Source organism: Mesorhizobium sp. L103C119B0 (genome assembly GCF_000502235.1).
GTDB lineage: Bacteria > Pseudomonadota > Alphaproteobacteria > Rhizobiales > Rhizobiaceae > Mesorhizobium.
In genome coordinates, this window is the sequence record NZ_AYXE01000008.1 from 274,508 (window position 1) to 300,751 (window position 26,244).

Below are 26,244 nucleotides of genomic sequence, written 5' to 3' on the forward strand. Positions count from 1 at the left end.
GCCGCGCTGCCGCGAACTCTAGTTCCCCGACTCCTGCGCCTTGTCCATTGCTTCCTTCACATCCGCAGGCCAGGTCTTCACGTCAGGCCACGCCTGCGGCTCGCCATTGTCGCCGCGCCGGGCGAAGTAGAGCGTGTGCTTGGCCGGGTCGACCGCCATGAAACCGTCATTGCTGCCGCATGCGTGCGGCACGCAGCCGGTGGCGTAGAAGGCGCCCGACGCCGTCTTTTCGGTGCCGCCGCCGACCAGCAGGCTGGTCGCCATGTCGGGCATGGTGTCGCCGAGTAGCGTCTGCGCCGCCTTGTAGACGGCCTCATTGTGGAAGGCGTCGATGATGTTCTGGTATTTGGCCGGATCGACGTCCTTCCAGTCCGTACCCGGCTCCGGCGCGTAGGTCAGGTCGCCCGAGATCGTCAGCCCGTCGCTGGGCGACCATTGCAGCGCTTGCTTCGTATCGCCCGGCAACAGATACGGCACGAAATAGATGGCGTTGTCGGCCACCGCCGCCGGCGGCGCGCCGCATTCGTCCTGTTCGACCTTGAGGCTTTCTATCTCGCCGCCTTCCGGCTTCCAGACGATGACCTTGGCCGGGCCGCACTGGTTGCCGCCGTCGCCGACATCGACCAGCGCCACGTCGACGCCGCCGACCTTGACTGTTCTGTCGAAGAACACGTCGTAATTGCTGGCCAGCTGCTTGCCGTCATAGGCCAGCACCTTTTCGCCATCCTGCTCCGGCTGGGTGATGGTCAGCTGCCCGCCCTCGAACGGGACCGGCCCCTGGCTGTCATCGTCCGCCAGGGCCGCATTGCTCGACGCGCCCGGATCGGCGGCGGACGGATCTTCTGCCGGCACGAGGACCGTGTCGGTCTGTGCTTGCGCGCCGGCCACCGGCATCAGCATCCACGCCAGCGCGCAGGCGCCGGCAAGAAGAAAACGTGTCATGACTGTCCCCTCCGTTCAGCCGCCACGAACCCGGCTTTGTGGCGGCCGGGCCATCTCGTACCACTCAGGCCCAAGGACGCTCGGCAGCGTTCTTCTTCTCGAACGAGGCGATGGCGCCGGCCTTCTCCATGGTCAGGCCGATATCGTCGAGACCGTTCAGCAGGCATTGGCGCTTGAAGTCGTCGAGGTCGAAGGTGACCACGCCGCCGTCGGGGCCGCGGATTTCCTTGGCCTCGAGGTCGACCGAAACCGTCGCATTGGAGCCGCGCGAGGCGTCGTCCATCAGCTTCTCCAGATCTTCCGGACTGACGGTGATCGGCAGGATGCCGTTCTTGAAGCAGTTGTTGTAGAAAATGTCGGCGAACGACGTCGAGATGACACAGCGAATGCCGAAATCGAGCAGCGCCCACGGCGCGTGTTCGCGGCTCGAACCGCAGCCGAAATTGTCGCCGGCGACCAGGATCTGCGCCTTGCGGTAGGCTGGCTTGTTGAGCACGAAGTCGGGGTTTTCCGAGCCATCGTCCTTGTAGCGCATTTCGGCGAACAGGCCGCTGCCGAGCCCGGTGCGCTTGATCGTCTTGAGATAATCCTTGGGGATGATCATGTCGGTGTCGACATTGACGATCGGCATCGGTGCGGCGACGCCGGTGAGCTTGGTGAATTTTTCCATGGCTTTTGCCCGTTCTTGATCGAATTCGTTGCGTCAGGGTTTGCTGCGCCCGGTTTACACAAAGCCGCCGGCAAATAAAAGGCAACTGTTGGTGCGCGGCCCGATCGAAAGATCGGCGGCAAACGTCTTTAAAACCGGCCGCCGCTGGTGCACCTTGCGCCCATGACCACACAATCGAATATTATCTATGCCAGTGAGCCTGAGCTCGACGTCGCTGAATTCCGCCGCGTGCTGGTCGAATCCACGCTCGGCGAAACACGCCCCGTCGATGACGACGCCCGGCTGCAGGCGATGCTTTCGGGCGCGAACCTGGTGCTGACGGCGCGGCTCGACATCGAAGGCAGGCCGCTGATAGGCGTTATCAGGGCCATCACCGACTTTTCCTGGGTGTGTTATGTCTCAGAGCTCGCCGTATCCCAATCTGCGCAAGGCCTCGGTATCGGCAAGGGCCTGATGGACGCGGCCCGCCGGCAGCTTGGGCCTTCGGTCGCCATCAGCCTGATCTCGATGCCCGACGCAGTCGGCTTCTATGAGCGTATCGGCATGACGCGAATGGCCGACGCGTTCTGGTTCTCTCGCGAGGGCTGACGAGCGTCGAGCGCAATTGCCGATCGGGTTGGGCAGTCAAGGCGGGCAAGGTTCTCGGCAATGCGGAACGGTGTTCAGGACCCCGCGGAGCAACGCCTCCTTGTCGCCCTTGATCCGCGCTTCATCCGGTCCACATCCCCAGCATGGGAAATCGCCGATCTCTCATAGGCACCGCCGGCTGGGGAATTCCGTCTCGATACAAGGCTGACTTTCCGCAGCCCGGGTCGCATCTCGAACGTTACGGAAAACGCTTTCCGGTCGTCGAGATCGACACCTCGTTCTACAAGCCGCACCGCCGCGAGACCTATGAGCGCTGGACGCACGCCGTGCCGGAGCACTTCCGCTTCGCGGTCAAGGCGCCGAAGAGCATGACCCATGAGCATCGCCTCGCCGATTGCGAGGGGCTGACAGAGGACTTTCTCGGGCAGGTCGAAGGTCTCGGCGAAAAGCTGAGCGTGCTTCTGGTGCAGCTGCCGCCAAGCCTGCCCTTCGAGCCGGAGGTCGCCGGCGGCTTCTTCAACATGTTGGGCAGGCGTAGCCTGGCAAGGCTGGCATGCGAGCCGCGTCATCCCAGCTGGTTCGGCGCCGAGGCCGACGCACTCCTTGTTGACAACCGGATCACGCGCGTTGCCGTTGACCCGACCCCGGTTGCGGAGGCAGCAGGGCCGGGTGGCTCGCCCGGCCTTGCCTATTTCCGCTGGCACGGCGCGCCGCGCATCTACCATTCGGGTTACGATGCCGAAACGCTCGACCGGTTTGCGCGGCAAGTGGAAGCAGCGGCCGCTTCCGGTGCCGAGGTCTGGGGCATTTTCGACAACACGGCTGCCGGGCATGCACTGGGCAACGCGATGGCTGTCAGTGCGATGGTTGCTTAGACTCTCGCGGGACAGCACCCCCCTCTGGCCTGCCGGCCATCTCCCCCGCAAGGGGGGAGATCAGATGCCGCGACCGCTTTCGCCAATCGCCGACGTTGCAAGAATGGCGCCTTCGCCGAAGCTGCCAATCTCCCCCCTTGCGGGGGAGATGCCCGGCAGGGCAGAGGGGGGTAGGCAGGAACTCGACAGTGAGCTTTTGCCGCCTCAAATCACATTCAATTCCCGGAACGCCCTTCCCTCAGCCACTCTGGCGTACCCAAACGCCGAGCAATCCACCGTCCGATACCCGCCATGCACCAACAACTCCGCCAGCGCCTTGCCGACGGCCGGCGCCTGCTGCAGGCCGTGGCCTGAAAATCCGTTGGCGAAGATGAAATTGCCGACCTCGGGATGCGGGCCGATCACCGCATTCTGGTCGAGCGTGTTGTAGTCGTAGTGGCCGGCCCAGGCGCGTGTCGGCTTGATCGCCTCGAAGGCAGGGATACGGGTTGCCAGCACGGGCCAGATCACCTCTTCGAACAGCGGCCAGTCGACGTCGAAATCCCTGGGGTCGGCGGGGCCATCGCCCTCCTCCGGTTCGGCGCCGCCGGTGAGATAGACCGAGCCTTCAGGCCGGACATAGATGCCGGATGGGTCGACCAGCAGCGGCATGTCGACGTATTTTTCCCGCGCCTCGAAGACGAAAACGTTGCGCTTGCGCGGCTCGACGGGCAGCACGAGTCCCGCCATGCCGGCCACCTTGCCGGCATTCGGCCCGGCGGCGTTGACGACGATGCCGGCTTGCAGTCTTTCGCCATTGTCGAGGTCCACTCCGGTGGCGCGGTTGCCCTGCCTCTCAATGCCGGTGACATCGGCGGCGATGAAATCTATTTGTCTGTCACGCAATGCCTTGCGAAACAGCGTCAGCATCGCATGAGCGTCGAACCAGCCCTCGCCGGTACGGCCGAAGGCGCCGGCGCTGATGCCTTCGGTCGACAGCCAGGCAAAGCGCTTTGCCAGCTGGTCGGCATCCTCGAGCAGAATGTCGGCGCCCTCGGCGACCTGTGCTTGGTGGTTGGCTTTCAGGATCGGCAACCCGGCCTCGCCGGCCAGGATGAGATAGCCGCCTTCGCGAAAACCGATATCGGCGTCGGTGCCGAAGGTCTCCTTCAGCCGCCGGAACAGGTTTAGCGTGAACTGCGACAGCCGGATATTTTCCGGAATCGAGAATTGCTGACGGATCGAGGCCATGGACAGCGTCGTTGCCGCATGGGCGAATTGCGGGTCGCGCTCGATCAGCGCGATGGAGCCGGAAAAGCCTTCCTCGCGAAGGTAGTAGGCGACCGAGGAGCCGACGATGGCTCCGCCGATGATGACGATGTCGTAGCGCACGTTTTTCTCCGATCCGGCCGCCGGCATCCTTCATGCCCCCGGCACAATGATCTCGAAGCGCGTGCCGCGCCCGGAGTCAACCAGCGCGATCGTGCCATCATGCGCTTTCAGGAGGGCCAGCACTATGCCGAGGCCCATGCCGGTCCCGCCGGATTCGCGCCGCGTGGTGAAGAACGGCTCGAAAATGCGTGCCCTGTTGCTCGGCGAGATGCCGGTGCCGTCGTCGCTGACCGCAATGGTCACCTTGCCTTCGGCGCTGGCAGCCGCCAGCAAAACCTGGGTCGCGCCGTGCCTGGCGGAATTGTCGATCAGATTGGCAAGCACGATCGCCGCATTCTCGGCCGAGATGCGCAGACCGGTTTCGCCGCCCGCCTCGACGCGAACCGCCAGTCTGCCGTCCACCGGCAGCAATGCCAGCGCCGCATCGAGCGATGTGCTTTCGCCGCTCGGCGCCAGGTTTTCCGCGCGCGCCAGATCGAGCAGGCGCCGCACCAGCAGATTGAGCCTTCCGGCATCGTTGACGATGTTGCCGGAAAACCGCTTGCGCTCTGCCGCGTCCATCGCCTCGCCGGAATCGCGCAAGAGTTCGGCCGCGCCCTGGATCGCCGTCAGCGGCGATTTGAGCTCGTGCGAGACATGGGTGGCAAAGGTCTGGATCGAGTCGGAGCGCGCCTGCAGCTTTTCGGCCATGTCGAGAAAGGCCGCGGACAGCTCGGCCATTTCGCGCGTGCCGTGATGGTCGAGCGGCCGGATGGCGTCGCGGTCGCCGGCGGCGATGCGCCTCGTGCGCTCCATCAGCGCGTAGATCGGCCGGCTGACGGTGCGCAGGAACACCAGCGCGATCAGCAGCGTGCCGAACAGCATGGCGATGGCCGCCAGCGTCACCTTGCCGCGTTCGCCATAGAGATGCTTGACGATGTTGTTCGGCGTCCGGGAGAGATAGATCACGCCGGCGACATGGCCGTCGACCGCGATCGGCATGGCGACAAAGACGCGAACTTTCGTGCCGCGGCTGACCGAATAGAGGGGCGGTGGCGGCTGGTCGGGAATTCTTTGTCTCAACACGCTGGCGTAGTGGCCGGCAAGGGCGGTGCGCACCTCTTCGACATTGGCCAGCGATAGTCCGACCTCGTCGCGCCCTGCAATGACAACGCCGCGCGGATCGAGCAGCCGGAAGCCGGCCAGCGTGGTTTTTTGCGTCGTGTCGAGAATGCCGGACAGGCTGGCGCCGATGGCCGCGAAGGCTGGATCGATGGCCGCGGCGATGCCGGCGGGTCGGGTCGGCAGCAGGTAGTCGGAAGCGAGATCGAGGCTCGGCTCGATCGGCTGGTAAGGCGAGTCGTCGCCACGGCTGGCATCGCCGCTCTCCGCGTTCATCGGCGCACCGAGCCTGTCCGGGGAAATGCCGGCGTCGCTGATATCCTGCGCATAGATCGCCGCGATGACGGCGCCTTGCGCGATCAGCTCGCCCTCGGTCTGGCGGATCAGCTGGTTTTCATAAAGCCGGAAGAAGAACAGGCCGACCAGCGGCAGCGCCAGCACCATGATGAGGATGGCGAGAACCACCGTGGCCAGCCTTGGCCGCCATTTGGTGCCGATCCATTTGGCGTCGCTCAGGCGCCGCATCGGCCGAGCCGGAAACCAACGCCATGCACGGTTTCGATGGCGTCGAGACAGCCCGCCGCCCCCAGCTTGGCGCGGATGTTGCGGATGTGGCTGTCGACGGTACGGTCGGCGACATGGATGTTGGCGGCATAGGCGCTGGCGACCACCAGGTCGCGCCCCAGCACATGCGCCGGCCGCGCCAGAAATCCCTTCAGGATCGAGAATTCGATCGCCGTCAGCGCCAGCGCCTTGCCGTCGAAACTGGCGCCGTGGCTGGCCGGCACCAGGCTGAGCTTGCCATGCGCAAAGGCCCTGTCATCGGCCGGATCCGGCGCCAGCGGGCGGGCGCGACGCAGGATGACATTGACGCGCGCCACCAGTTCACGCGGGCTGAACGGTTTCGTCACATAGTCGTCGCCGCCCATCTCCAGTCCAAGGATACGGTCGATTTCTTCGTCACGCGCCGACAGGAACAACACCGGCACATCGGAGCGTTGTCTGAGCCGCCGGCAGACCTCCAGCCCGTCCATCTCCGGCATGCCTATGTCGAGCACGACGAGGTCGGGCTCGCGGCGCTCGATCGCCTGCAAGGCGGCCGCGCCGTCGGCCACCGCTTGCGTCTTCATCCCGGCCTTTTCCAGCGCAAAGCAGATGACCTCGCGTATGTGCGGATCGTCGTCGGCGACCAGGATCTGATGCGGCATGGATCTAACGGTCCGGCACTGAAGGTTGCGAGGGCTGGGTAGGGGGAGGAAGCACGAGCGGACCTCTCTTGTCGAGAACCTGCACGAGCCTCCAGCCGCGAAAGCTCCAGGCGCGCCACTGCTTCTGCTCGGCGATAGTGTCGTCGATCATCATTTGCTCGGCCAGATAGGTGGTTTGGTTTCCGAATTGGTGCATGTAGAGGCGGTCCAGCGCCGGCATGGCGGCAGCGCCGAGCGAGCGCAGATATTCGGTATCGATAGGCGTGCCGTCGCCGGTCATTTCAAGGGAATGGTCGACATTGAAGTTGGCGATCGTTGCGGCGAAGTTGATGAAGCAGCAGGCATAAAGCGTCGCCGATAGCGTCGCAAGATTGGCGGAGAGCAGCCATTCGTTGGATTTTCCAAGCGCGATGCGGGCAATGATCAGTGCAAGCCCTGACGCCACCAACCCCATCCAGACGAAGGCGGCGATGCGCCAGTAGGTCAGTGCATAGACGCCGATATAGAGATCGAGCCTGAGAATCGACGAGATGACCAGCACGATGTTCTGCGCCACCCAGGCATAGACCAGCCGGCGGATCAGCGGATCGCCTGAGGTTTCGCTGCCCGGCCGCAGCGCCGCCAGCACGAAGCCGGCGGCCAGCAGCGCGGTGGCGATCAGTGGATAGGCGCCGCGATGCGCATAGGCGGCATAGCTCAACCCGTCCGGCAGGGCGACCCCACCCCAGAGATAGGCTGCGTCGAGCCCGGTCTGCAGCGCAAACAAGGCGTTGAAGACGATCAGCGCGCGCAGGATCGCGGCCTTGCCGAAGACGACGGCCTCGATCGTTGTCGCTGGTTTAGTCGCGGCCGGTGCGGCCACGGCTGCAGGCGGCGTCAAAGGTGGAAGGCGGCGCGGGAAACGCGGCAGGCGAGGCCGCAGGAAAGCCCAGACGCCGGCGATCACGAACAGCCAGAAGACGATCCGCGCCAGTTGGATGAGATCGAGCAGCTTCATCAGGTCGATCAGCGACAGCCAATATTCGATGACCGGATTGGCGGCGCCGAACAAGAACAGGAACACCGCGCCCAGCGTCACCGGCATGACCCAGACGATGATGGACGCCAGGCGGATGCGGCGGCCGCCAAGCCGGCGCACCGTGCGGCGCCATTGGAAAAAGTCACGGATAAGGCGCAGCGGCGCCGCCAGCAGGAACAGCGCCACCTGGCCGGCAATGCGGGCGATGCCGTGCCGTAGCCGCCCGGACAGGGACAGCGCAAACACCACCAGCGCCACGACAGCTATCGCCACCGACAGCGGGCTGACGTTCTCGGCCAGCGGCAGCAGCGCGACGAACAAAGCGGCCGGCTTGAGCCAGGGTCGGGTGGATTTCAGCGCGGCAGGATGCACAGCGACCACCGCGCCGGCGATCAGGATGGCAAACAGCAGCACCGTGATCCCGGCGGGCTGGCCGTAAAAGAAAAAATCCGCCAGCGCCACGAGCAGGACGGCGATGCCGAAGCGGCTGGAAAAGCTTGCAAACGATGTCATGCGCGGATTTTCCTGATGGGCTGGGTCCGCTCGGCCGGTGGGCGGATAAAAGGGAGCAGGCTCGCTTCCAGGTACGGGCGGGCCTGCGTCCGGGGCGGATCGACCAACCACCAGCTTTCGCTGCGCAGGCGATAGGGCAAGGACCAAAGGTGAGCGTTTCGCTGTTGCATGCCGCTGTTGTCGCGGGCTCGCATGGAAACGGCGGGGCGGAGCGGAGGAGGTTTTCCGCAGGGATGTGCAGTTTTCGTGCAGGACCTGCGCTTACGGCCGGGGCGCTGCCCGCCATCTTTCCGGACGTTGGCGCTGTCCCAGCCAGGCTCCTTTCCTCTCCCTCAGGAGGGGGGAGAGGTGGCTCGGCGAAGCCGAGACGGAATGGGGGAACCACCTGGCAATCGCCGCGAACGGACACAGGAAGGGCATTCGGTGCAAACATCGCCTCGCCTTGCGCCCCAAGGGTCGACATCCACTCCGTCGACCCCCACTCCGTCGAGCTTCGCTCGACACCTCTCCCCCGATCGACGGGGGAGAGGAANGTCGACCCCCACTCCGTCGAGCTTCGCTCGACACCTCTCCCCCGATCGACGGGGGAGAGGAAAGGCCCCCCTTCCGCAACTGCTGCGGGACGGGCGGGGCAGCGCAAGCTTTCGCGGTTGGCTCGTCATCAGGTACCGGTCGGACGCTTGCCTCCCCCGCCCACACGCGGCATAGATCGGCCATGACAAGCGAACCTTACCGCCCGCGCCGCTCGGTGCTTTACGTCCCCGCCTCCAACGACAAGGCGCTGGCCAAGATCGCGACGCTGGCCTGCGATGCCGTGATCATCGACCTCGAGGACGCCGTTGCGCCCGCCGACAAGGTCGCCGCGCGGGACAAATTGGCCGGCATTTTCGCCAGCCGACCGAAACGCCGCTGCGAGATGATCGTGCGCGTCAACGCGCTGTCCAGCGAATGGGGCACTGAAGACCTGCTCGCCGCGGCAAAATTCGAGCCCGACGGCATCCTGTTGTCCAAGGTCGCCACGCCGCGCGATATCCTCGAAGTCGGCGACGTGCTCGACGACAATTTTGCCCCCGACAGCGTCAAGCTCTGGGCGATGATCGAGACGCCCAAGGCCATGCTCAACATCGGCGCCATTGCCGAACTCGGCCGCGACCCGGCCTCGCGCCTAGCTTGTTTCGTTGCCGGAACGAACGATCTGGTCAAGGAAACCGGAATTCTGGCGACGCCCGATCGGTGCTACCTCGTGCCTTGGCTGATGCAGATGGTGCTGGCGGCGCGGGCCGGCGGCATCGACATGCTCGACGGCGTCTCCAACGATTTTCGCGACCTCGACGCGTTTGCGCGCGAATGCACGGAAGGGGCCGCCATGGGCTTCGACGGCAAGACGCTGATCCATCCGGCCCAGATCGACGCCGCCAACCGCGCCTTTGCGCCCTCGCCCGAAGCCTTGGCCCAGGCGCGCGCGGTCAAGGATGCCTTCGCCTTGCCCGAAAATGCCGGCAAGGGCGTGATTGCGCTGGACGGCAGGATGGTCGAGCGGCTGCACCTGGCGCAAGTCGAAAAACTGCTGGCGAAGGCCGCCGCCATCGGCGCATGATTGCCTAAGCCGGCTTCGGAATATCCCGCCCTACAAGACAGAACTTACGACAGGACCTGACCCATGAGACTCTACCGCTTTCTGTCCGCCCCCGATGATTCCACCTTCTGTCACAAGGTAACCGCGGCGCTGAACAAGGGCTGGCATTTGTACGGCTCGCCGACCTACGCCTACGACAAGAAGACCAAATCGATGCGCTGCGGCCAGGCGGTGGTGAAGGATATCGACGGCCAGGAATACGGGCCGGATACCAAGCTGAGCGACTGGTAGGCTTTGCCAGGCACGGACGCAGGCTGTGTCGAGATTCAGGTCAGGCCGAGCCGAGAACGGTGGTTTCCGAGAACCGGAGCGGAGCGTACTTGAAGTACGCGAGCACCGGAAGCGCAGGAAGCTGCCGTTCGCAGGCCGGCTTCACCTGAATATCGGCGCAGCCTTACTCCGCCGCCTCTTCGAGCTTCTCCATATCGTCGTCCGACAGGCCGAAATGGTGGCCGATTTCGTGGATCAGCACGTGGGTGACGATGTCGCCCAGCGTCTCTTCGTTCTCGGCCCAGTAGTCGAGGATGGCGCGGCGGTAGAGGGTGATGCGGTTCGGGCCTTCGCCGGTCTGCGGGTTCCAGCGCTCGGCGATGCCGCGGCCCTCGAACAGGCCGAGCAGGTCGAACGGCGTCTCCAGCGACAGATCGTCCATGATCTCGTCGGTCGGGAATTCGGCGATCATGATGACGATCTCGCCGGTCAGCTTGCGAAAATCGTCCGGCAGATGCGCGTACGCCTCCAGCGCCAGAAACTCCATCTCCTCGATCGAGGGCGAGAGTTCATCGTGCCAGGTGCGGGTCTTGTAGATGCGGGCCATGCTTTGTCCTTTGATCCCGGCATATAGGCTTTCCCTCCGGACTCGGCAATGAAGCGGTAATTCCATGACGTCAATGGCTATAGAGGAATAAATTCCTTCTGACTCCGCTTGACTCTTCCGGCACCCTCTGGAATCTATGGGAACATAACAGGAACAGTTGTGAGAGAAATTGACCGTCATGGCGACATCAGCCGTGGCGCGGGAGACTGTTTTTGCCCTGCGCCGCCAGATCGCGAAGATCGAGGGAACGCTGCCCGAGCGCCTGGCCGCGCCGGCTGGCGAGGGGCTGCGCGCGGGTCCTGGCGGCGGTCTCGACGCCGCGCCTGAACCCGATGCCGATGTCACCATCATCCGGCGCGAGCTTGCCGTGGCTTCGCCGGATGCTTTCCTGGCCACCGGCGTCGAACGCCTCGATGCGGCCCTCAGCGGCGGCCTGCCGAAAGCCGCCTTGAGCGAAATCCATGGCCTTGAGACCCGCAATGCCGGGGCCGTCGCCGGCTTTGTGCTGTCGCTGGTCAGCCTGATCCTCAAGGGCCAGCCCTTGCCCGTGCTGTGGATAGGCACATCGGAGATTTTTCGCGAGGCCGGCTTTCCCTATGCCAGGGGATTGCAGGGCATGTTCGGTATCGCACCGGAGCAATTGCTGTTTTCCGAGGCGCCGAAACTCACCGATGCGCTGTGGGTAGCCGAGGAGGCCGCGAAGATGACGGCGCTCGCCGCAATCATCCTCGAGATCCGTGGCAGCCCGCAGCGGCTCGACCTCACCGCGACGCGCCGGCTGCACGCGCGCGCCCAAAACGCCGGCCGGCCGGTGTTCCTGCTGCGCCAGGCCGGCGAAGCCGAGCCGACCGCCGCCCCGGTGCGCCTCATCGTGTCGGCTGCACCAGCGGCGAGCCGCCGGACGATCGCCGGGTCGCTCGCCGGCTCGATCGGCCGGCCTGCCTTCACCGTCAGCATCGGCAAGAGCCGCACCGCTCTGCCTGGACAATTCACACTGGAGTGGAACCCCGATGAACACGCATTCGAAGAAAGAAAGCCCCGCGAAAAACGGGCAGAGAATTCTGTCGCTGTGGTTCCCGCATCTGGCGGCAGAACGGATCCTGCGCCAGCGCCTGGGACGGTCGTGGCGTTCCCGGCCTTCGGATCATCTGCCCCCATCTCACCCACCGCTCGTGATCAGCCATCGCGACCGCAACGCCCAGCGCATATCGGCCCTCGACGAGCGGGCTGAGGCGCTGCATCTGAAGCCTGGCATGGGCATTGCCGATGCGCGCGCCATGCATCCCTCGATCGACATTGTCGAGGCCGATCCGGACGCCGATCGCCGGCTGCTCGAAGGCCTCGCCGACTGGTGCGATCGCTATACGCCGCTGGTGGCGCTCGACGGTACTGATGGCCTTTATCTCGACGTCACCGGCTGCACGCATCTGTTCGGCGGCGAGCGCGCCATGCTGGACGACATCCTTGCGCGGTTTTTCCAGCAGGGTTTCGATGTCCGCGCCGGGTTGGCCGCGACGCCGGGTGCAGCCTGGGCGGCGGCGCGCTTCTGCGGCAACCGCATCGTTGTCTCCGGCGAGGAGGAAGCGCTGCTCGCCCCCTTGCCGCTGGCGGCACTGCGCATCGAGGCCGATATCCGCGCCAGCTTGGAAAGCGTCGGCCTGCGGACCGCCGGCGCGGTCATGGCAGCGCCGCGCGCGCCGCTCGCCCGTCGCTTCGGCGCGACCTTGCTGTTGCGGCTCGACCAGGCGCTCGGCCGTCTCGACGAGGCGGTATCGCCGCGCCTGCCCGTGGCCCCGCTTTCGGTCGAACGCCACCTGGCCGAGCCGGTCGTGCTGACCGCCGAGATCGAACGGCTGGTGCTCTTGCTGGCGGTGACGCTGAAGGCCGATCTCGAACGCCGCGGCGAGGGCGCAAGGATGCTGGCGCTGCTTTTGTTTCGCGTCGACGGCGCCGTCAGCCGCATCGCTGTCGGCACCTCGCGACCGTTGCGCGAACCCAAGCTTATCCAGCGCCTGTTCCATGAGCGGCTGGCCGCGCTCGAACAGGACATCGATGCCGGCTACGGCTTCGACCTGGTGCGGCTTTCGGTGCTGGCGGCCGCCGGCTTCGACATGCAGCAGGCCGATTTGACCGGCGAGACCGAGGATGACGGCGCCGACATGGCACTCTTTGCCGACCGCATCCGCGCCAGGCTCGGCGACAGTGCGGTGCTGAAACCGGTCGCCCTCGAGAGCCATCTGCCGGAGCGCGCCATCGCCACCATCCCGTTCTCGGAAGCGCCACAACGCAAAACACCGCTCAGGAAGCCGGGCTCGAAAGACGCGCCGCGCGCAACCATCTTCCCGCCGGAACGGCCGATCCGGCTGTTCCGTTCGCCCGAGCCGATCGAGGTGCCGGCCACCGAAATGCCTGAGGGTCCGCCGATGAATTTCCGCTGGCGCCGCGCGCTCTACCGGGTCGCGCGCGCCGAGGGGCCGGAACGCATCGCGCCGGAATGGTGGCGTGAAACGTCAAGCGATCCGCTCACATCGACGCGTGACTATTTCCGGATCGAGGATGCCGACGGCCGCCGCTACTGGCTCTACCGGCAAGGCCTCTATGGCAACCCGCAGGTGCCGCCGCGCTGGTTCATGCATGGGGTCTTCGCATGAACGCGTTGACCGTCATCCCCTATGCGGAATTCGGCATCCAGTCGAACTTCTCCTTCCTGCGCGGCGCCTCCAAGCCGGAGGAGCTGGTGGTGGCGGCCAAATTCCTCGGCTTTTCCTCGATCGGACTGGCAGACCGCAACACGGTGGCCGGCGTCGTGCGCGCCTGGCAGCAGGCCAAGGTCGAGAAGCTCGCCTATCACCCCGGTTGCCGCCTGGTGTTCGGCGACGGCACGCCGGACATTCTCGCCTATCCGCAGAACCGCAAGGGCTGGGGCCATCTCTGCCGCATGCTGACGCAAGCCAATTTGCGCGATGAAAACGAGAAGGGCGCGACCCTTCTCCAGCGCAGCGACCTGCTCGAATGGGGCGACCTGCTGTCGCTGGCGGTGCTGCCGGACCTCTCGGCGAATGCCGACGATCCCCTGGCATTGGTCCGTCAACTGAAAGACCGTTTCGGCGCTAATTTGCGGCTAGGCATGGCGCCGGATTATCGCGGCAATGACCGTTTCCGCATCGAGCAGGCGGCGGGCATGGCGGACATCGCCGGCGTGCCGCTGATGGCGACCAACGACGTGCTTTATCACAGCGCCGAGCGCCGCTCGCTGCAAGATGTGCTCACCGCCATCCGCCTCAATTTGCCGGTCGCCGAGGTCGGGCTGGAGCTGACGGCCAACGCCGAGCGCCATCTGAAGCCGCCGCTGGAAATGGCCCGTCTCTTCCGCCGCCATCCACCGGCGCTGGCCGAGACGCTGCGCTTTGCCGGCGAACTGACCTTCTCGCTCAGCGACCTCCAGTACAATTATCCCGACGAGCCGACGCAATCAGGGCTTGGGCCGCAGGCCGAGCTAGAGCGTCTGGCCAGGGAGGGGGCCGCCACGCGCTATCCGGCGGGCGTCCCCGCTTCCGTCTTGCAGCGCATCAGTGAGGAGCTCGCTCTGATCGAGCGTCTGAATTATGCGCGCTATTTCCTGACCGTTTACGACATCGTCCAGTTCGCCCGCAATGAGGGCATTCTGTGCCAGGGCAGAGGCTCGGCCGCCAACTCGATCGTCTGCTACTGCATCGGCATCACCGAGGTCGGCCCCGAGCGCATCGACACGTTGTTCGAGCGCTTCATTTCCGAGGAGCGCAACGAGCCGCCCGACATCGACGTCGATTTCGAGCATGAGCGGCGTGAGGAGGTGATCCAGTACATCTACTCCAAATACAGCGCCAAGCGCACCGCGCTGGCTGCCGCCGTCATCAGCTATCGCGGCCGCTCGGCGCTGCGCGAGGTGGCCAAGGCCATGGGCCTATCGGACGATGTCCGCAGTGCGCTCTCCAGTTCGATCTGGGGCTGGTCGACCTCGGAGCTCGGCGAGAAGGAGGCCCATGCCGGCGGCCTCGACCGCAACGAGACCTCGACCAGGCATGTGATCGCCCACGCCAACGAGATCATGGGCTTTCCCCGGCATCTGTCGCAGCATGTCGGCGGCTTCGTCATTACCCGCGACCGGCTCGACGAGATCGTCCCCATCGTCAAGACGGCGATGGAGGCGCGCAAGATGGTCGAGTGGGATAAGGACGATCTCGACGCGGTGAAGATCCTGAAGGTGGATATTCTGGCGCTTGGCATGCTGACCTGCCTGAAGCGCGCCTTCACCTTGCTCACCGACCATTATCCGAAGGCCCGGGATGATTACGGCCGACCCTATGTGCTGGCCACCCTGCCGCCGGAAGAGAACGACGTGTACGACATGATCTGCCGCGCCGACACGCTCGGCGTCTTCCAGATCGAATCGCGCGCGCAGATGTCGATGCTGCCGCGTCTACGCCCGCGCGAATTCTACGACCTGGTCATCGAGGTGGCGATCGTGCGGCCCGGCCCGATCCAGGGCGACATGGTGCACCCCTATCTGCGCCGTCGGCAGGGCAAGGAAGCGGCTGAATATCAAAAGCCAGAGCTGGAGGCTATTCTCAAGAAGACACTCGGCGTGCCGCTGTTTCAGGAACAGGCGATGAATATTGCAATCGTCGCCGGTGGTTTCAAACCCGGCGAAGCCGACGAACTACGCCGCGCCATGGCCACCTTCAAGCGCACCGGCACCATCGGCAATTACCGCCAGCGCATGATCGACGGCATGGTCGGCAAGGGATACACCAAAGACTTCGCCGAGCGCTGCTTCAAGCAGATCGAAGGCTTCGGCGAATACGGCTTTCCCGAAAGCCACGCCGCCTCCTTCGCTTTGCTCGTCTATGCCTCCTGCTGGTTCAAGACCTTTTATCCCGACGTGTTCTGCGCCGCGATCCTGAATTCGCAGCCGATGGGGTTTTACCAGCCGGCCCAGCTGGTGCGCGACGCGCGCGACCATGGCGTCGATATCCGCGACGTCGACGTCAATTTTTCCGACTGGGACTGCACCCTGGAGAAAGCCCAATTCGATCCGGGCCGCATCCTGGGGCGCCATGCCGAAATGCGCGGTGTCATCAAGACCCGGTGCGCCGTCCGGCTTGGCTTCCGTCAGATCAAGGGCTTGGCCGAGAAGCGTATGGAAGCTTTCACCGCGCGGCGCGGCGCCGGCTATACAAGCGTCAGGGATGTCTGGCTGCGCTCGGGCCTCGATGTCGGCGAAATCGAAAGACTGGCGCAGGCTGACGCCTTCCGCTCGCTCGGCCTCGATCGTCGTGAAGCCTTGTGGGCGGTGCGCGCGCTGGATGGCAAGAGCGCCGCCGAACGGCTGCCGCTGTTCGACCAGCCGGCGATCCGGCTGCGCGAACTCGAGCCCGAGACAAAACTGCCGACAATGCCGCTCGGCGAGCACGTCATCCACGACTACCGCGCGCTCGGCCTGTCGCTGAAGGCGCATCCGGTCGCCTTCCTGCGCGAGCGGCTCGACCGCGCCGGCGTCATTCCCAATGCCAATCTCGGCTCGGTGCGCGACGGCAGGCGGGTCTCGGTCGCCGGCCTGGTGCTGGTGCGGCAGCGGCCCGGCAAGGGCAATGCGATCTTCCTGACGCTGGAAGACGACAAGGCCGTCGCCAACGTCATTTTCTGGGAGCGGACCTTTACCCGTTTCCGGCCCATCGTCATGGGCGCGCGCTTCGTCAAGGTCACCGGCAAGCTGCAGTCGGAATCCGACGTCATCCACATCGTCGCCGAGAAGATCGAGGATTTGACGCCGTGGCTGACGGTGCTGCTGGAAGAGATGACGCCGGCTGCCCGGCCCGACATTGCCACCCTCTCGGACAAAGCTGAAAGGGTCATGCCCAAGGGGCGGAATTTTCAGTAGGCAAGTGCAGGGCGGTCGGGAGCCCATGACATTAATGCCGGCAAGGGCAGAGGGGGGCGCGAAGGATCGCCAACAGAATGGCTTCTTAGGCTGAGGTCCGTTTGAACCACCCCTGGCCCTTCAGCCCGGCCCACCCAATCGCGGCGGCGACAGCACGTCTTCCGCCGAAATAGTCCGCGCCTCCGAGGGCAGCATGATCGGGATGCCGTCGCGCACGGGATAAGCGAGCTTGGCAAGCCGCGAGATCAACTCGCCGCGCACCGGGTCCCAGGCCAGCGGCCCCTTGGTCAGCGGGCAGGCCAGCAGCTCCAGCAATTTTGGATCGACATTGACCGACTTGCCGTCACGCCCATCCGCAGCCATTGGATCCCCCTTCAGCCATCGGCTCAGCCCTTATTGCAGGCTGGAACCAAAGTCCTCATTCTCGCGCGCCAGCGCCATTTCGGTGATGGCGATCAGCGTCTCCGCGCGGGCTTTCAGGTCGGGCGCCTCCAGCAGCGCCTGTTTCTCGGCCGGTCCGTAGGGCGCCATCATCGACAGCGCATTGACCAGCATGGTGTTCTCGGCGCGGCTGACGCTTTCCCAATCGGCTTCGAGATCGTTGGCCTGCAGATAGGCGCGAAACGCTTTCAACAGCGCCGGCCGGTCGATCTCGCTTGCCGCCTGGTCTTCGGCGAGATCGGTGAGGAACGGCGCCAGCTTGCATTGCCGGAACGGCGTCTTCACCGGCAATTCGCTGGTGATGCGGAAACGGCAGACGCCCTGCAGCGAAATCAGATAGCGGCCGTCGCCGCTCTCGGCCATCGAGATGATGCGCCCGGCGCAGCCGACATTGCACAGTTCCGGCTCGCCGTCGGCGCGCAACGCGCCATTGAGGCTGGGCTGGACGATGCCGATCAGCCGCGCGCCGGCGATCGCCTCATCCACCATCTGCAGATAGCGCGGCTCGAAAATGTTGAGCGGCATGCGCCCGCCCGGCAGCAGCAGCGCGCCGGCAAGCGGAAACACCGGAATGGTTGCCGGCAGATCCTTGCCGACCCGGTAAAATGCGTTTCCGACCTGCACCTTCACTCCTCCGACCCGCTTCGGGCGCGATGTTATCGGCCTAATCTGGCGCGGCGGCCGCCGACCGCAAGGCCCGACAGCCACGGCCCCGGCAATTTGGCCGGCAAACGGCTCAGGAAAACAGCAGCGACGACAATTTGCGCCGTGCCGCCAGCGTCGCCTCGTCGGTCGTGCCCCAGGCCTCGAACAGTTTCAGCAGCTGCGCCCTGGCGCCGTCCTCGTTCCACGTCCGGTCGGCTTTTATAATCGCCAGAAGATTGTCGGCCGCCGCATGGCGCTCGCCCCTGGCGTTCTGGATCATGGCGAGGTCGAAACGCGCCTGGTGGTCGCCGGGATTGGCGGCGAGTCGCTGCTCGAATTCAGCTGGATTGCCAAGTGCTGCCGCTTCCGCAGCCAGCGTCATCTTGGCACGCAGCGCGGCAAGTGCCGGCGCATTTTTCTTGGCCTCCGGCGCCGTTGCCAGCAGCGCCTCGGCGCCGTCGCTGTCGCCAGCCTCGAACAGAAGCTCGCCCAGCCCGGCAATCGCCTCGATCGTCTCCGGCGCCTGCGCCAGGATGGCGTCGTAAATGTCGGCTGCGGTCTGCGCATCGCCCGCCGCATGCGCTTCCGCCGCCGCGGCCAGTGCTTCGGCCACCGGCGGCGCGCCATTGCCCTTGCCGCCGACCTTGGTGATGAACTCGGCGATCTGGCTCTCGGGGATGGCGCCCATGAAGCCGTCGACAGGCTGGCCGTCCTTGAAGGCGATGACCGCCGGGATCGACTGGATGCCGAGCTGGCCGGCGATCGAGGGATGATCGTCAATGTTCATCTTGACCAGCTTGACCTTGCCGCCGGCGGCCTTGATCGCCTTTTCCAGAAGCGGCGTGAGCTGCTTGCAGGGCCCGCACCACGGCGCCCAGAAATCGACCAGTACCGGCTGTTTGCGCGATTCCTGGATGACGTCGGCGGCGAAAGTGGCGGTCGTGGTGTCCTTGATCAGCTCGCCAGCGGCAGGTGCTGCGCCGGGTGTCGGGCCAAGTGCCGACTTGGCCGGCTCGGCGCCGCCATATTGCACGGACGTGGTGTACTGGCCAGAATTGCCGCCGAATTGGCCGCCAAACGGATTGTTGTTGTCGCTCATGTCGTCGCCCTTCCGATCGCGCCCAGCGGAGCAGCGCGACGTCCTTAACTAGAGGTCAGTTTTCGCCATCCATGTGGCGATCAAGCCGAGACTTTCAAGATAGCAGCATCATGTCCGGTTGCCTCGACGAATCTGATGAGGTCGGCGGACGCGATCGACGTCGTCGCCTCATTGGTCAGCGGATGCGCGTTGACTGTCGCATGTGCCATCAAATCCTGGTCGAGCACCACTTTGACCCGTCTTTCGGTGTCGTTGATCAGCCCGAACACGGTGACCGCGCCCGGAATGACACCGAGCAGCTCCATCAGCATCTCCGGCTTGCCGAACGACACCCGGCCGGCGGCGCCGATGATCGTGTGGATCTGCTTCAGGTCGACGACCGCCTCCTCGCCGACGCTGACCAGGAAGAAATTGTCCTTCTTGTCCTTGAGAAACAGATTTTTCGTGTGCCCGCCCGGTATCTCGCCGCGCAGCGACTGCGAATCGGCCACCGTATAGAGCGGCGGATGGCGCACGGTCGACACTGATATGCCGAGATCGGCAAGAAAGGCGAAAAGCTCGGCTTCGGTCTTCGGCATTGGTGGTCTTCCCCTGTATCGGCGCGCGGCAAAGCCGTTTACGGCCAATGATGCCGCCGAGACAAGACCGTCATGCGGGAAGTCGATGAACCACCCGCGTGGCCGACAAGGTTCCGCCAAGCGATTTGGCGCGACCAAAAAGCCCGTCATTTCCTTGTTGCAATCGCCGCGCTCTTCAGCCATATAGGCCCGGCTTGCGGCCCCGAGGGCCGTGTGAGCGGGTGTAGCTCAGGGGTAGAGCACAACCTTGCCAAGGTTGGGGTCGAGCGTTCGAATCGCTTCACCCGCTCCAGTTTCCTCTAGGGGAATCAAGCGATGAAGAGGCGCCTTTCGGGGCGCCTTTTGCTTTTTCCAGACCGGCGATGTAAGCGCGTTGCGGGACACTTGTTCTCCCTCAGAACCAGGCGCAGGTAAGACGGCGTGGCGCACAATCCCTCGGGTTCAATTTCGGCGAAAGGCGGCACCGCATCCGAAGCGCTTGCTTGGCTGGCGTTGCGGAACGCCGCGTCCGAATGCGGCTCAGGCTCGCGCTTGATCGACCCGCAGCCCCTGCGCGCACTCCCGGCGGGACGCAAGTGGGCGCATGAGATCGCCAAGGTGATCTTCGATGGCCTTGTGGCAGGAAGCCTTTCGGTGCCGGGGCAACTGGCTGCCCGGTGGGACAGCTTCGGCGGTGCCATCACAGCGTTGATCATCGAACTCAGCAAGATCTGGGACAATCCCGCAGCGGCTCGCCGCGTCCAGTACCAGCTTGAGCAAATGCTTCTCGAAGCCGACGATCTTGCCGCGCCGCGCAGGCTGGCGCGAACGCTCGGAGTTCGCGTCGACGCTCGCAATCCGACCGCGACCGAACTGCCGGAAGGCATCGATCAGATTTATGCCCATCTGATGCTGGATGGCCGGATCGAGGCTGTCGTGCAGTTCGGTGCACTCGGGACTGTGACGAGCGATCATTGGATTGAATTGATCCTGGATGTAGTGCCTGCTGAGCGGCTTGCGGGAGGATCGCCTGCACCGCAAAAGGGCGCCGGCGCGACCACGTCAAACACGCCTGCAGCCGAGGCATCGTTGACCATGGCGGGAAGCGAGCCCGACCCGGAAAGCCACTTCGGCAAACTCGCGCAATTGGCCGCACAGGCGCGCGACCTGGTTCGGTCGAGCGCTGAACCGTCAGAGCCTGTTGCGCCGCGCCGGGCACGGGTCGCGGACAAGCACGACAGGGACCGCACGGCGTTCTGGAATCGCCATTTCGCAACCGAGGATCCCTGGAACTACGGTTCGTCCTATGAGCAGGAAAAATATGAGCGCCAGCTCGAAATTCTGCCTCGCGGTTCCATTGGGCGGGCGCTTGAACTGGCCTGTGCGGAGGGTCATTTCACGCGGCAGCTGGCGCCTCGCGTCGGCCATTTGACCGCAACCGACATCTCCGCCATAGCCGTCGGGCGGGCCCGCGTGCGATGCACCGATCAGCCGAATGTCGAGTTCGGCGTACTCGATTTCGCTGCCGACACGCTGCCGGGTGAGATGGATCTGATCTTCTGTTCGGAGGTGCTCTACTATCTGGACGATCTCGCCGAGTTGCGGCGCATCGCCAAGAAATTTGCCGAGGCGTTGGCGCCTGGCGGTAGTTTCATCAGCGCACACGCATTCGTGCTGCGTGACAATGTCGAAAAGACGGGCTTCGACTGGAACACATTCGGTGCCCAGGCGATCTCCGAGACGCTGGCAGCGACCGAAGGCCTGGTGCTCGAGCAATCGATCCAGACCGAGCTCTACCGCATAGACCGCTTCCGCCGCCTATCGCCGGGCGATGTGGCGACGGACCCGGTGATCGATCATGTGCCGATCCGCGCGCCCATCGAAATCGGCGTCGCGCGAAATATCGTCTGGGGTGGGGCGCGAGCCTTGCGCCGCGACGTCGCACGTAACGAGCAGCGCCAGCATATCCCTGTCCTCATGTATCACGGCGTTGCCGATGAAGGTCCGGCCGCGCTCGCTCGCTTTCGGCTCACGCCCGCCGCATTCGCCAGCCAGATGGGATGGCTGCGCGCCAATGGCTTTCACGCCATTGGCTCCGAGCAGCTGGAAGCATCCATCGCCAACCGTCAGCCTTTCGTCGGCCGCCCGGTGCTCATCACTTTCGATGACGGCTTCCAGAACTTCGCCGACCATGCCTGGCCGATCTTGCGCGCCAACGACCTGAACGCGGAAGTGTTCCTGGTGACGGACCTGGTGGGCGAAAGTGCAAAGTGGGACACCGACATCGGTCCGCCGACGCCGCTTATGGGCGCCGGGACGGTGCGACGCCTCGCTGCCGAAGGCGCCTTCTTCGGCAGCCACATGGCGACGCATCGCGCCATAGATGGTCTGTCGAGCGCTGACCTGGCCGCCGAGCTCCTGCGCTCTCGTCTGTTCATCGAACGCTGGACCGGCCGGCCAACCAGGGCGTTCGCGGCCCCCTTCTCCGTCACCGACCGACGGCTTGGCCGGCTGGCTAGGGAGTGCGGCTATCGAGTAGGCTTCGGCCGCAGGCACGGGCCGGCGGACCTCCATAGCGATCTCATCGACCTTCCGCGCATCGAGATTCGCGGCGACCGCTCGCTCGATGACTTTGTCGCCACTGTCGAGGCCGTGCTCGGATAAACGGTGAACTTGTCAGTTCATTATTGGGCGACTTGCGACACGGCTGACATCAGCTCCTTCGGGTTTGGGGCGCCAAACATGTATCGCCCACCCTCCGGGACCTCCGTGAAGCTCCAGCGGACGATCCCCTGCCGGTCCAGCAGGAACTGACCAACCAGTTGTCCGTGTCCCGTGGCCATCATCTGCTCGTCGGCTTCGGTCAGTTCGTAGTGGTCCTTCTTGTCGAGGATTGCGGCGGCTGTCATCGGATCCATGGGACCGGGCAATTCGCCAGGTATGTCGACCCGCATGTCCTGTGCCGCTGCCATCGCGACCTTGTACGGCCAGTTCGTCTCGTTCTCGTGAATTCGAGATTGGGCAGTCCAAAAGCACGATGTGAAGCGCGTTCCGGGTCCGACGCCGCAAGCAGGTTCGGCATTGGATGGTAGCGGAAATAGAGCCGCGCCCGTTCGATCGGCGTGTTGACCACCGTCAGGCTCTCCACGCCCTTTTCGCGCAGCTCCGGATCGAGACGCGCCTGAGCGGCGATGTGGCGCCGGCAAAACGCACAATGCAGACCTCGAAACAGGCCGACCAGCACCGGTTTTTGCCCGCGAAAGTCGTCAAGCGCAATCTTGCCTTCCTGGGTAATGGCGTCGAGTATCAGGTTCGGCGCCCGGTCGCCCGGTTGAAGCGGTATCAATCCACTAGGCGCGGACATGTCAAACCCCCTATCCCGGCTAGTCGAGAAAAGGCAGCACCACAAGCGCTTCCGGGTCGAGCCCGTGCTGGGCGCATATACCCTGCGCCAGGGAAAAGTAGCGTTCGGCCTCGGCCAGATTGTCGAGGTCGAGATTAAGCGTTGCGAGTCCATCATAGCACGGAAACAGCAGTTGGGGCTCGCCCGTTTCGCGGGCTACCTCCAGTGCTTCGTGGAACAAGCCGATCGCCAGTTCCGGATGGCCGTTGCACTGGTGGATCTGCCCAAGCACGATCAACGGCACTGGCAGGTGCTCGCGCTGGTCGAGCGCCCGGTCAATCTCGATGGCCTTCTCGGCAGCAGGCACGCCCTCCGTTGGACAGCGATCCGTGAAAGTACAACAAGCTACCGCCAGATTGGCGAGGAGGCGCGCCTGGAAACCCAAATCGCCAATACGGCGCGCCACTTCAAGACCGCGCCGACAGACCTCCATCGCCTTCGCCGGATCGATGGTCGTGTAGAGCACCCCGAGATTGGTGTAGCCGCGGCAGGCCGCGCCCAGCAGACCGGCGGCTTCGGCCAATTCAATGCTGCGCTCAACCTCACGCACGGCTTCATGGTTTCGCCCAAGGCGAGCCAGCGCAACAGCCTTGGTATTAAGTGCCTCGGCGGTCACGAGGGTGGCATCATCGGAGACATGTTCCGTTGTCAGAGAGCGTACGCAATCCAGCGCCGCGTCTGCCCATTTTGCCGCGAGAGTGTGATCTCCGCTGCGGAACGCCTGTCGGCCACGTTCTTGCCAGAGATGCGCCTGCTCGATCGGGGCATCCGCTCCATCGAGGAGCGCTGCCGCTTCAGCGTAGCGCGATTCCGCGTCGTCCCGCTTGCCCACGTCCCAAAACAGCCGACCGATCTTGCGCAAAACGCGCGCCGCCGCGACACGATCGGCTGACTCGCGATAGGCCTGCAGCACCGCCTCGTAGTGGCGGTGTGCAATCTCGCGGCGGCCTGCCGGGCCGCTCAAATCGGCAATGCGCTCTGCAATTGCCAGTTTGAGCGGTGTTTGCCCGATCGCGCCCAACGCAGTCAGTGCTCGCTCGTAGAAACGAAGGGCGTCGTCATTGGCGTATATCATGCGAGCGCGATCTCCCGCCGCCTGCAGGTAATGCGCGCCCCTCTCCCGCTCGGCGCTCTGAGCGAAATGATGACCGAGCACGGCCAGATCCTCGAACCGTTCCGGCTTGTCGCCGCACAGTTGCTCCAGGGCGGCACCTACCCGGCGGTGGATGTCGGTCCGGCGTTGCAGGAGCAGATTCTGGTAGATCACGTCCTGCAGCAATGTTTGCGTAAAGCGGTAGCTTTGCGACGAGACCGAGCCTGATCCGGCAACTTCCTCGATGATTTCCGCATCGCAAAGCAGTTCGCAGCCCGCTTCCAGTCGGCCGGGGTCGGCTGCCACGGCTTTCAGAAGCGTGGCATCGAAGCGCGGGCCGATTACCGCGGCTTCCTGGGCCAACCGGCGCACCTCTTGCGGCAGCCGGTCGACGCGAGCAAGCAACATTGCCTGGATCGTGGCGGGGATGCCGGTTGCGACTTCGCCTGCCACGGTCCGCCATTGCTGGCCCTCGCGCACCAATACACCGCGATCGATAAGGCCGCGAACGATCTCCTCCAAGAAAAGCGGGTTGCCGCCCGCGCGCTCGAGGATCTGGTCGAGAAGCCCTCCTGCGGCGTTTACCCAGCTCTCGCCGAAAAGCGCCGCCACCAGGCGGCGTCCGTCATCGCTGTCGAGCGGCGAAAGCCTGAGCGCTGTGTGGCTGACCCGACTTGAGTCGAGTTGGTCGTTGTCCGACGCCGGACGATGCGTGACCAGCAACATCAGCCGCGTGCGTTCCAGTCTGTCCATCACGAAACGCAGTGCCTCGAGCGAGACGGAGTCGGCCCAGTGCAGGTCTTCGACGACAATCAACAGCGGCGACAACGCAAGCCGCCGTTCCATGATTGTGCGGACCGCGTAGAGAATTTGCCGCCGCAGCTGCTCGGGCTCGACATGCTGCAAGGTGGCATCGGGGTCGCCGAGGCCAAGCACATGGTAGAGCAAAGGCATCAGCCGCTTCGCCTCCTCGCCCTGCAGGCCGAGATCGGCAAGCAAGGCTGCGAGCTTGCCCCGCATTTCGTCCCCATTGTCGTTTTGCATCATCCCGGCAGCGCTGCGCACCACTGCACCCAGGGCGCCAAATGATTGTTCACCCAGCGGTGAGCACGTGGCCTGCCGCACGGCGACGTTGCGAAAACGATCCTCGTCGCCGACGCGGGCGACGAACTCCTTCACCAACCGCGACTTCCCGATACCGGCTTCGCCGACGAGGCGGACAAGCTGGGCCGAGCCGCCGCACGCCAAGTCAAGGCTCGCCAGCATTCTGTTGAGCTCCGCATCACGACCTATTATGGGCGCACTGAGGCCGAGCGCCTCGAGCCCGCGCGCTGCACGCGGCGCCGCAAGCGGTGCATCCAGTCGGTGGACGAGCACACTGCCAGCCTTGCCGCGAAAGACGACATCGCCCAGCGACTCGTACGAGAAGGCATGCCGGGTCAGCCTGTGCGTGAGTTCGCCCACCAGCACCTCACCCGGTGCAGCCAGCGATTGCAGGCGTTGCGCCGTATTCACCGTGTCGCCGGTCACCGAATAGGATTTGGCGGTGCCGATGCCCAATCCGCCAGTAACGACCGGACCCGTGTTTATGCCTATGTGGAGCAGCAGCGGCGAGCCGGAGTGGCGGGTGCTTTCACCGAGCCGCGCCGTCCGGGCGATCATGTCGAGAGCGGCTCGAAGCGCACGTTCCGGATCGTCCTCATGCGCGACCGGCGCACCGAATAAGGCGAGCAGAGCGTCGCCGATGAATTTGTCGACGAAACCACCAAAGCCTTGCACGGCCGCCGTCAATTCCTTGAACAGTTCGTTCTGCAGCGCCTGCATGACCTCGGGGTCGAGCTGCTCGCTGAGTGTCGTGAAGCCGCAGAGATCGGCGAACAGCACCGTTACCGTTCGTCGATCGGCGTCGGAGACGGAATGCGGCCCCTCTTCGCTTTCGATGTTCGGCGATGGAGCTCGAGAGGGCTGCGCAATGGTGCGGCTTGGTGTCGGAGCAGGCCGTTCGGCAGCTTTTGCGGACGCACCGACGCTTGCCCCACATTTAGGACAGAACTCGAAATCAGGTGCGCAGGCGTAGCCGCAACTGGCGCATGGCACGGGCTGGCGGCGGCCACACTTCGGACAGAAGGCGTAACCGCCCTCGATCTCGAAACCGCAGCCCGAGCAGTTCATGGACACCTCACCAGAGCATGATGCCGAAGAGTGTGAAGCGGTTTTCGGACGACATCATGCTCTATCTCTTTGACCTTGGGCCATGACGCGTGATCTCGCCACGCTCGTCACGGCCGGGGTATTCACAAGGATGAACCGATAGTCGTCAACCGGCAAGCGGCAGCGCAAATGGGCA

At 64.6% G+C, this 26,244-nt stretch carries 20 protein-coding genes, 1 tRNA gene and 1 pseudogene; 9 read left to right on the forward strand and 13 right to left on the reverse strand.

Features of this window, described 5'->3' with window-relative positions; all coding sequences use genetic code 11:
- Positions 1–18 precede the first annotated feature (18 nt).
- Together X728_RS150170 and leuD are read right to left on the reverse strand one after the other, a co-directional pair.
- Positions 19–942, reverse strand: coding sequence for a hypothetical protein (locus tag X728_RS150170; RefSeq protein WP_023715741.1), 924 nt, complete (start codon positions 940–942; stop codon positions 19–21).
- Positions 943–1,006: 64 nt separating this feature from the next.
- Positions 1,007–1,612 (reverse strand): 3-isopropylmalate dehydratase small subunit, encoded by a 606-nt coding sequence (gene leuD / locus X728_RS150165; protein ID WP_023715740.1) that lies wholly within the window; start codon positions 1,610–1,612, stop codon positions 1,007–1,009.
- 162 nt (positions 1,613–1,774) lie between these two features.
- Between leuD and X728_RS150160 the strand changes: the two genes are divergently transcribed.
- Positions 1,775–2,200, forward strand: coding sequence for a GNAT family N-acetyltransferase (locus X728_RS150160; RefSeq protein WP_023831890.1), 426 nt, complete (start codon positions 1,775–1,777; stop codon positions 2,198–2,200).
- 143 nt (positions 2,201–2,343) lie between these two features.
- Entirely contained in the window at positions 2,344–3,075 is a 732-nt protein-coding gene (locus tag X728_RS150155) for a DUF72 domain-containing protein (RefSeq protein ID WP_023831891.1), read from the forward strand.
- A gap of 204 nt (positions 3,076–3,279) precedes the next feature.
- Here the strand turns inward: X728_RS150155 and X728_RS150150 are convergent, their stop codons facing one another.
- From X728_RS150150 to X728_RS150135, 4 genes are read right to left on the reverse strand one after another with little or no spacing between them, the layout of a single operon-like run.
- On the reverse strand, positions 3,280–4,446 hold the full coding sequence (locus X728_RS150150) for an FAD-binding oxidoreductase (RefSeq protein ID WP_023831892.1): 1,167 nt from the start codon (positions 4,444–4,446) through the stop codon (positions 3,280–3,282).
- Positions 4,447–4,476: 30 nt separating this feature from the next.
- Positions 4,477–6,072 (reverse strand): HAMP domain-containing sensor histidine kinase, encoded by a 1,596-nt coding sequence (locus tag X728_RS150145; RefSeq protein ID WP_023756207.1) that lies wholly within the window; start codon positions 6,070–6,072, stop codon positions 4,477–4,479.
- Positions 6,060–6,755 (reverse strand): response regulator transcription factor, encoded by a 696-nt coding sequence (locus tag X728_RS150140; RefSeq protein WP_023756206.1) that lies wholly within the window; start codon positions 6,753–6,755, stop codon positions 6,060–6,062. Before X728_RS150140 ends, X728_RS150145 begins: the two co-directional genes overlap by 13 nt.
- Positions 6,756–6,759: 4 nt before the next feature.
- A complete protein-coding gene (locus X728_RS150135) occupies positions 6,760–8,286 on the reverse strand; it encodes a DUF4173 domain-containing protein (protein ID WP_023831893.1) in 1,527 nt (508 codons plus the stop codon).
- A gap of 715 nt (positions 8,287–9,001) precedes the next feature.
- Here X728_RS150135 and X728_RS150130 point away from each other — a divergent pair.
- On the forward strand, positions 9,002–9,883 hold the full coding sequence (locus X728_RS150130) for a CoA ester lyase (RefSeq protein WP_023831894.1): 882 nt from the start codon (positions 9,002–9,004) through the stop codon (positions 9,881–9,883).
- A 63-nt stretch (positions 9,884–9,946) separates the two neighbouring features.
- Entirely contained in the window at positions 9,947–10,153 is a 207-nt protein-coding gene (locus X728_RS150125) for a DUF1737 domain-containing protein (protein ID WP_023673921.1), read from the forward strand.
- Between the two features lie 163 nt (positions 10,154–10,316).
- Here X728_RS150125 and X728_RS150120 read toward each other — a convergent pair whose 3' ends face one another.
- Entirely contained in the window at positions 10,317–10,739 is a 423-nt protein-coding gene (locus X728_RS150120) for a metallopeptidase family protein (RefSeq protein ID WP_023699282.1), read from the reverse strand.
- A gap of 178 nt (positions 10,740–10,917) precedes the next feature.
- Between X728_RS150120 and X728_RS1000000171605 the strand changes: the two genes are divergently transcribed.
- Genes X728_RS1000000171605 through X728_RS150110 form a run of 3 tightly spaced genes read left to right on the forward strand, consistent with a single transcriptional unit; the run spans position 10,918 to position 16,659 of the window.
- Complete coding sequence (locus tag X728_RS1000000171605) at positions 10,918–11,970, forward strand: hypothetical protein (RefSeq protein ID WP_023831895.1); 1,053 nt, start codon at positions 10,918–10,920, stop codon at positions 11,968–11,970.
- Entirely contained in the window at positions 11,912–13,390 is a 1,479-nt protein-coding gene (locus X728_RS150115) for a DUF6504 family protein (RefSeq protein WP_023816098.1), read from the forward strand. The genes X728_RS1000000171605 and X728_RS150115 overlap by 59 nt, the downstream gene beginning before the upstream one ends.
- Positions 13,387–16,659, forward strand: a complete 3,273-nt coding sequence (locus X728_RS150110) for an error-prone DNA polymerase (RefSeq protein ID WP_023831896.1) — start codon at positions 13,387–13,389, stop codon at positions 16,657–16,659. Before X728_RS150115 ends, X728_RS150110 begins: the two co-directional genes overlap by 4 nt.
- Positions 16,660–16,779: 120 nt before the next feature.
- On the opposite strand, the gene X728_RS150105 is transcribed toward X728_RS150110, so the two are convergent.
- The 4 genes from X728_RS150105 to X728_RS150090 all read right to left on the reverse strand — a co-directional run bounded on the left by X728_RS150105 (position 16,780) and on the right by X728_RS150090 (position 19,422).
- Positions 16,780–17,022, reverse strand: coding sequence for a Trm112 family protein (locus X728_RS150105; protein WP_023672122.1), 243 nt, complete (start codon positions 17,020–17,022; stop codon positions 16,780–16,782).
- Between the two features lie 30 nt (positions 17,023–17,052).
- Complete coding sequence (locus tag X728_RS150100) at positions 17,053–17,724, reverse strand: LON peptidase substrate-binding domain-containing protein (RefSeq protein WP_023703197.1); 672 nt, start codon at positions 17,722–17,724, stop codon at positions 17,053–17,055.
- 112 nt (positions 17,725–17,836) lie between these two features.
- Positions 17,837–18,844 carry a thioredoxin gene (gene trxA, locus X728_RS150095; RefSeq protein ID WP_023831897.1) on the reverse strand — a complete coding sequence of 336 codons (1,008 nt, stop codon included), beginning with the start codon at positions 18,842–18,844 and terminating at the stop codon, positions 17,837–17,839.
- An 80-nt stretch (positions 18,845–18,924) separates the two neighbouring features.
- Positions 18,925–19,422 (reverse strand): prolyl-tRNA synthetase associated domain-containing protein, encoded by a 498-nt coding sequence (locus tag X728_RS150090; protein WP_023710270.1) that lies wholly within the window; start codon positions 19,420–19,422, stop codon positions 18,925–18,927.
- Positions 19,423–19,639: 217 nt separating this feature from the next.
- Here X728_RS150090 and X728_RS150085 point away from each other — a divergent pair.
- Together X728_RS150085 and X728_RS1000000167875 are read left to right on the forward strand one after the other, a co-directional pair.
- A tRNA-Gly gene (locus tag X728_RS150085) sits at positions 19,640–19,714 on the forward strand.
- A 128-nt stretch (positions 19,715–19,842) separates the two neighbouring features.
- Complete coding sequence (locus tag X728_RS1000000167875; protein ID WP_023831898.1) at positions 19,843–22,065, forward strand: SAM-dependent methyltransferase; 2,223 nt, start codon at positions 19,843–19,845, stop codon at positions 22,063–22,065.
- 20 nt (positions 22,066–22,085) lie between these two features.
- Here X728_RS1000000167875 and X728_RS01000000166830 read toward each other — a convergent pair.
- Positions 22,086–22,765, reverse strand: a pseudogene (locus tag X728_RS01000000166830) (redoxin domain-containing protein).
- A 19-nt stretch (positions 22,766–22,784) separates the two neighbouring features.
- Positions 22,785–26,069 carry an adenylate/guanylate cyclase domain-containing protein gene (locus X728_RS150080; protein WP_023672128.1) on the reverse strand — a complete coding sequence of 1,095 codons (3,285 nt, stop codon included), beginning with the start codon at positions 26,067–26,069 and terminating at the stop codon, positions 22,785–22,787.
- Positions 26,070–26,244 lie beyond the last annotated feature (175 nt).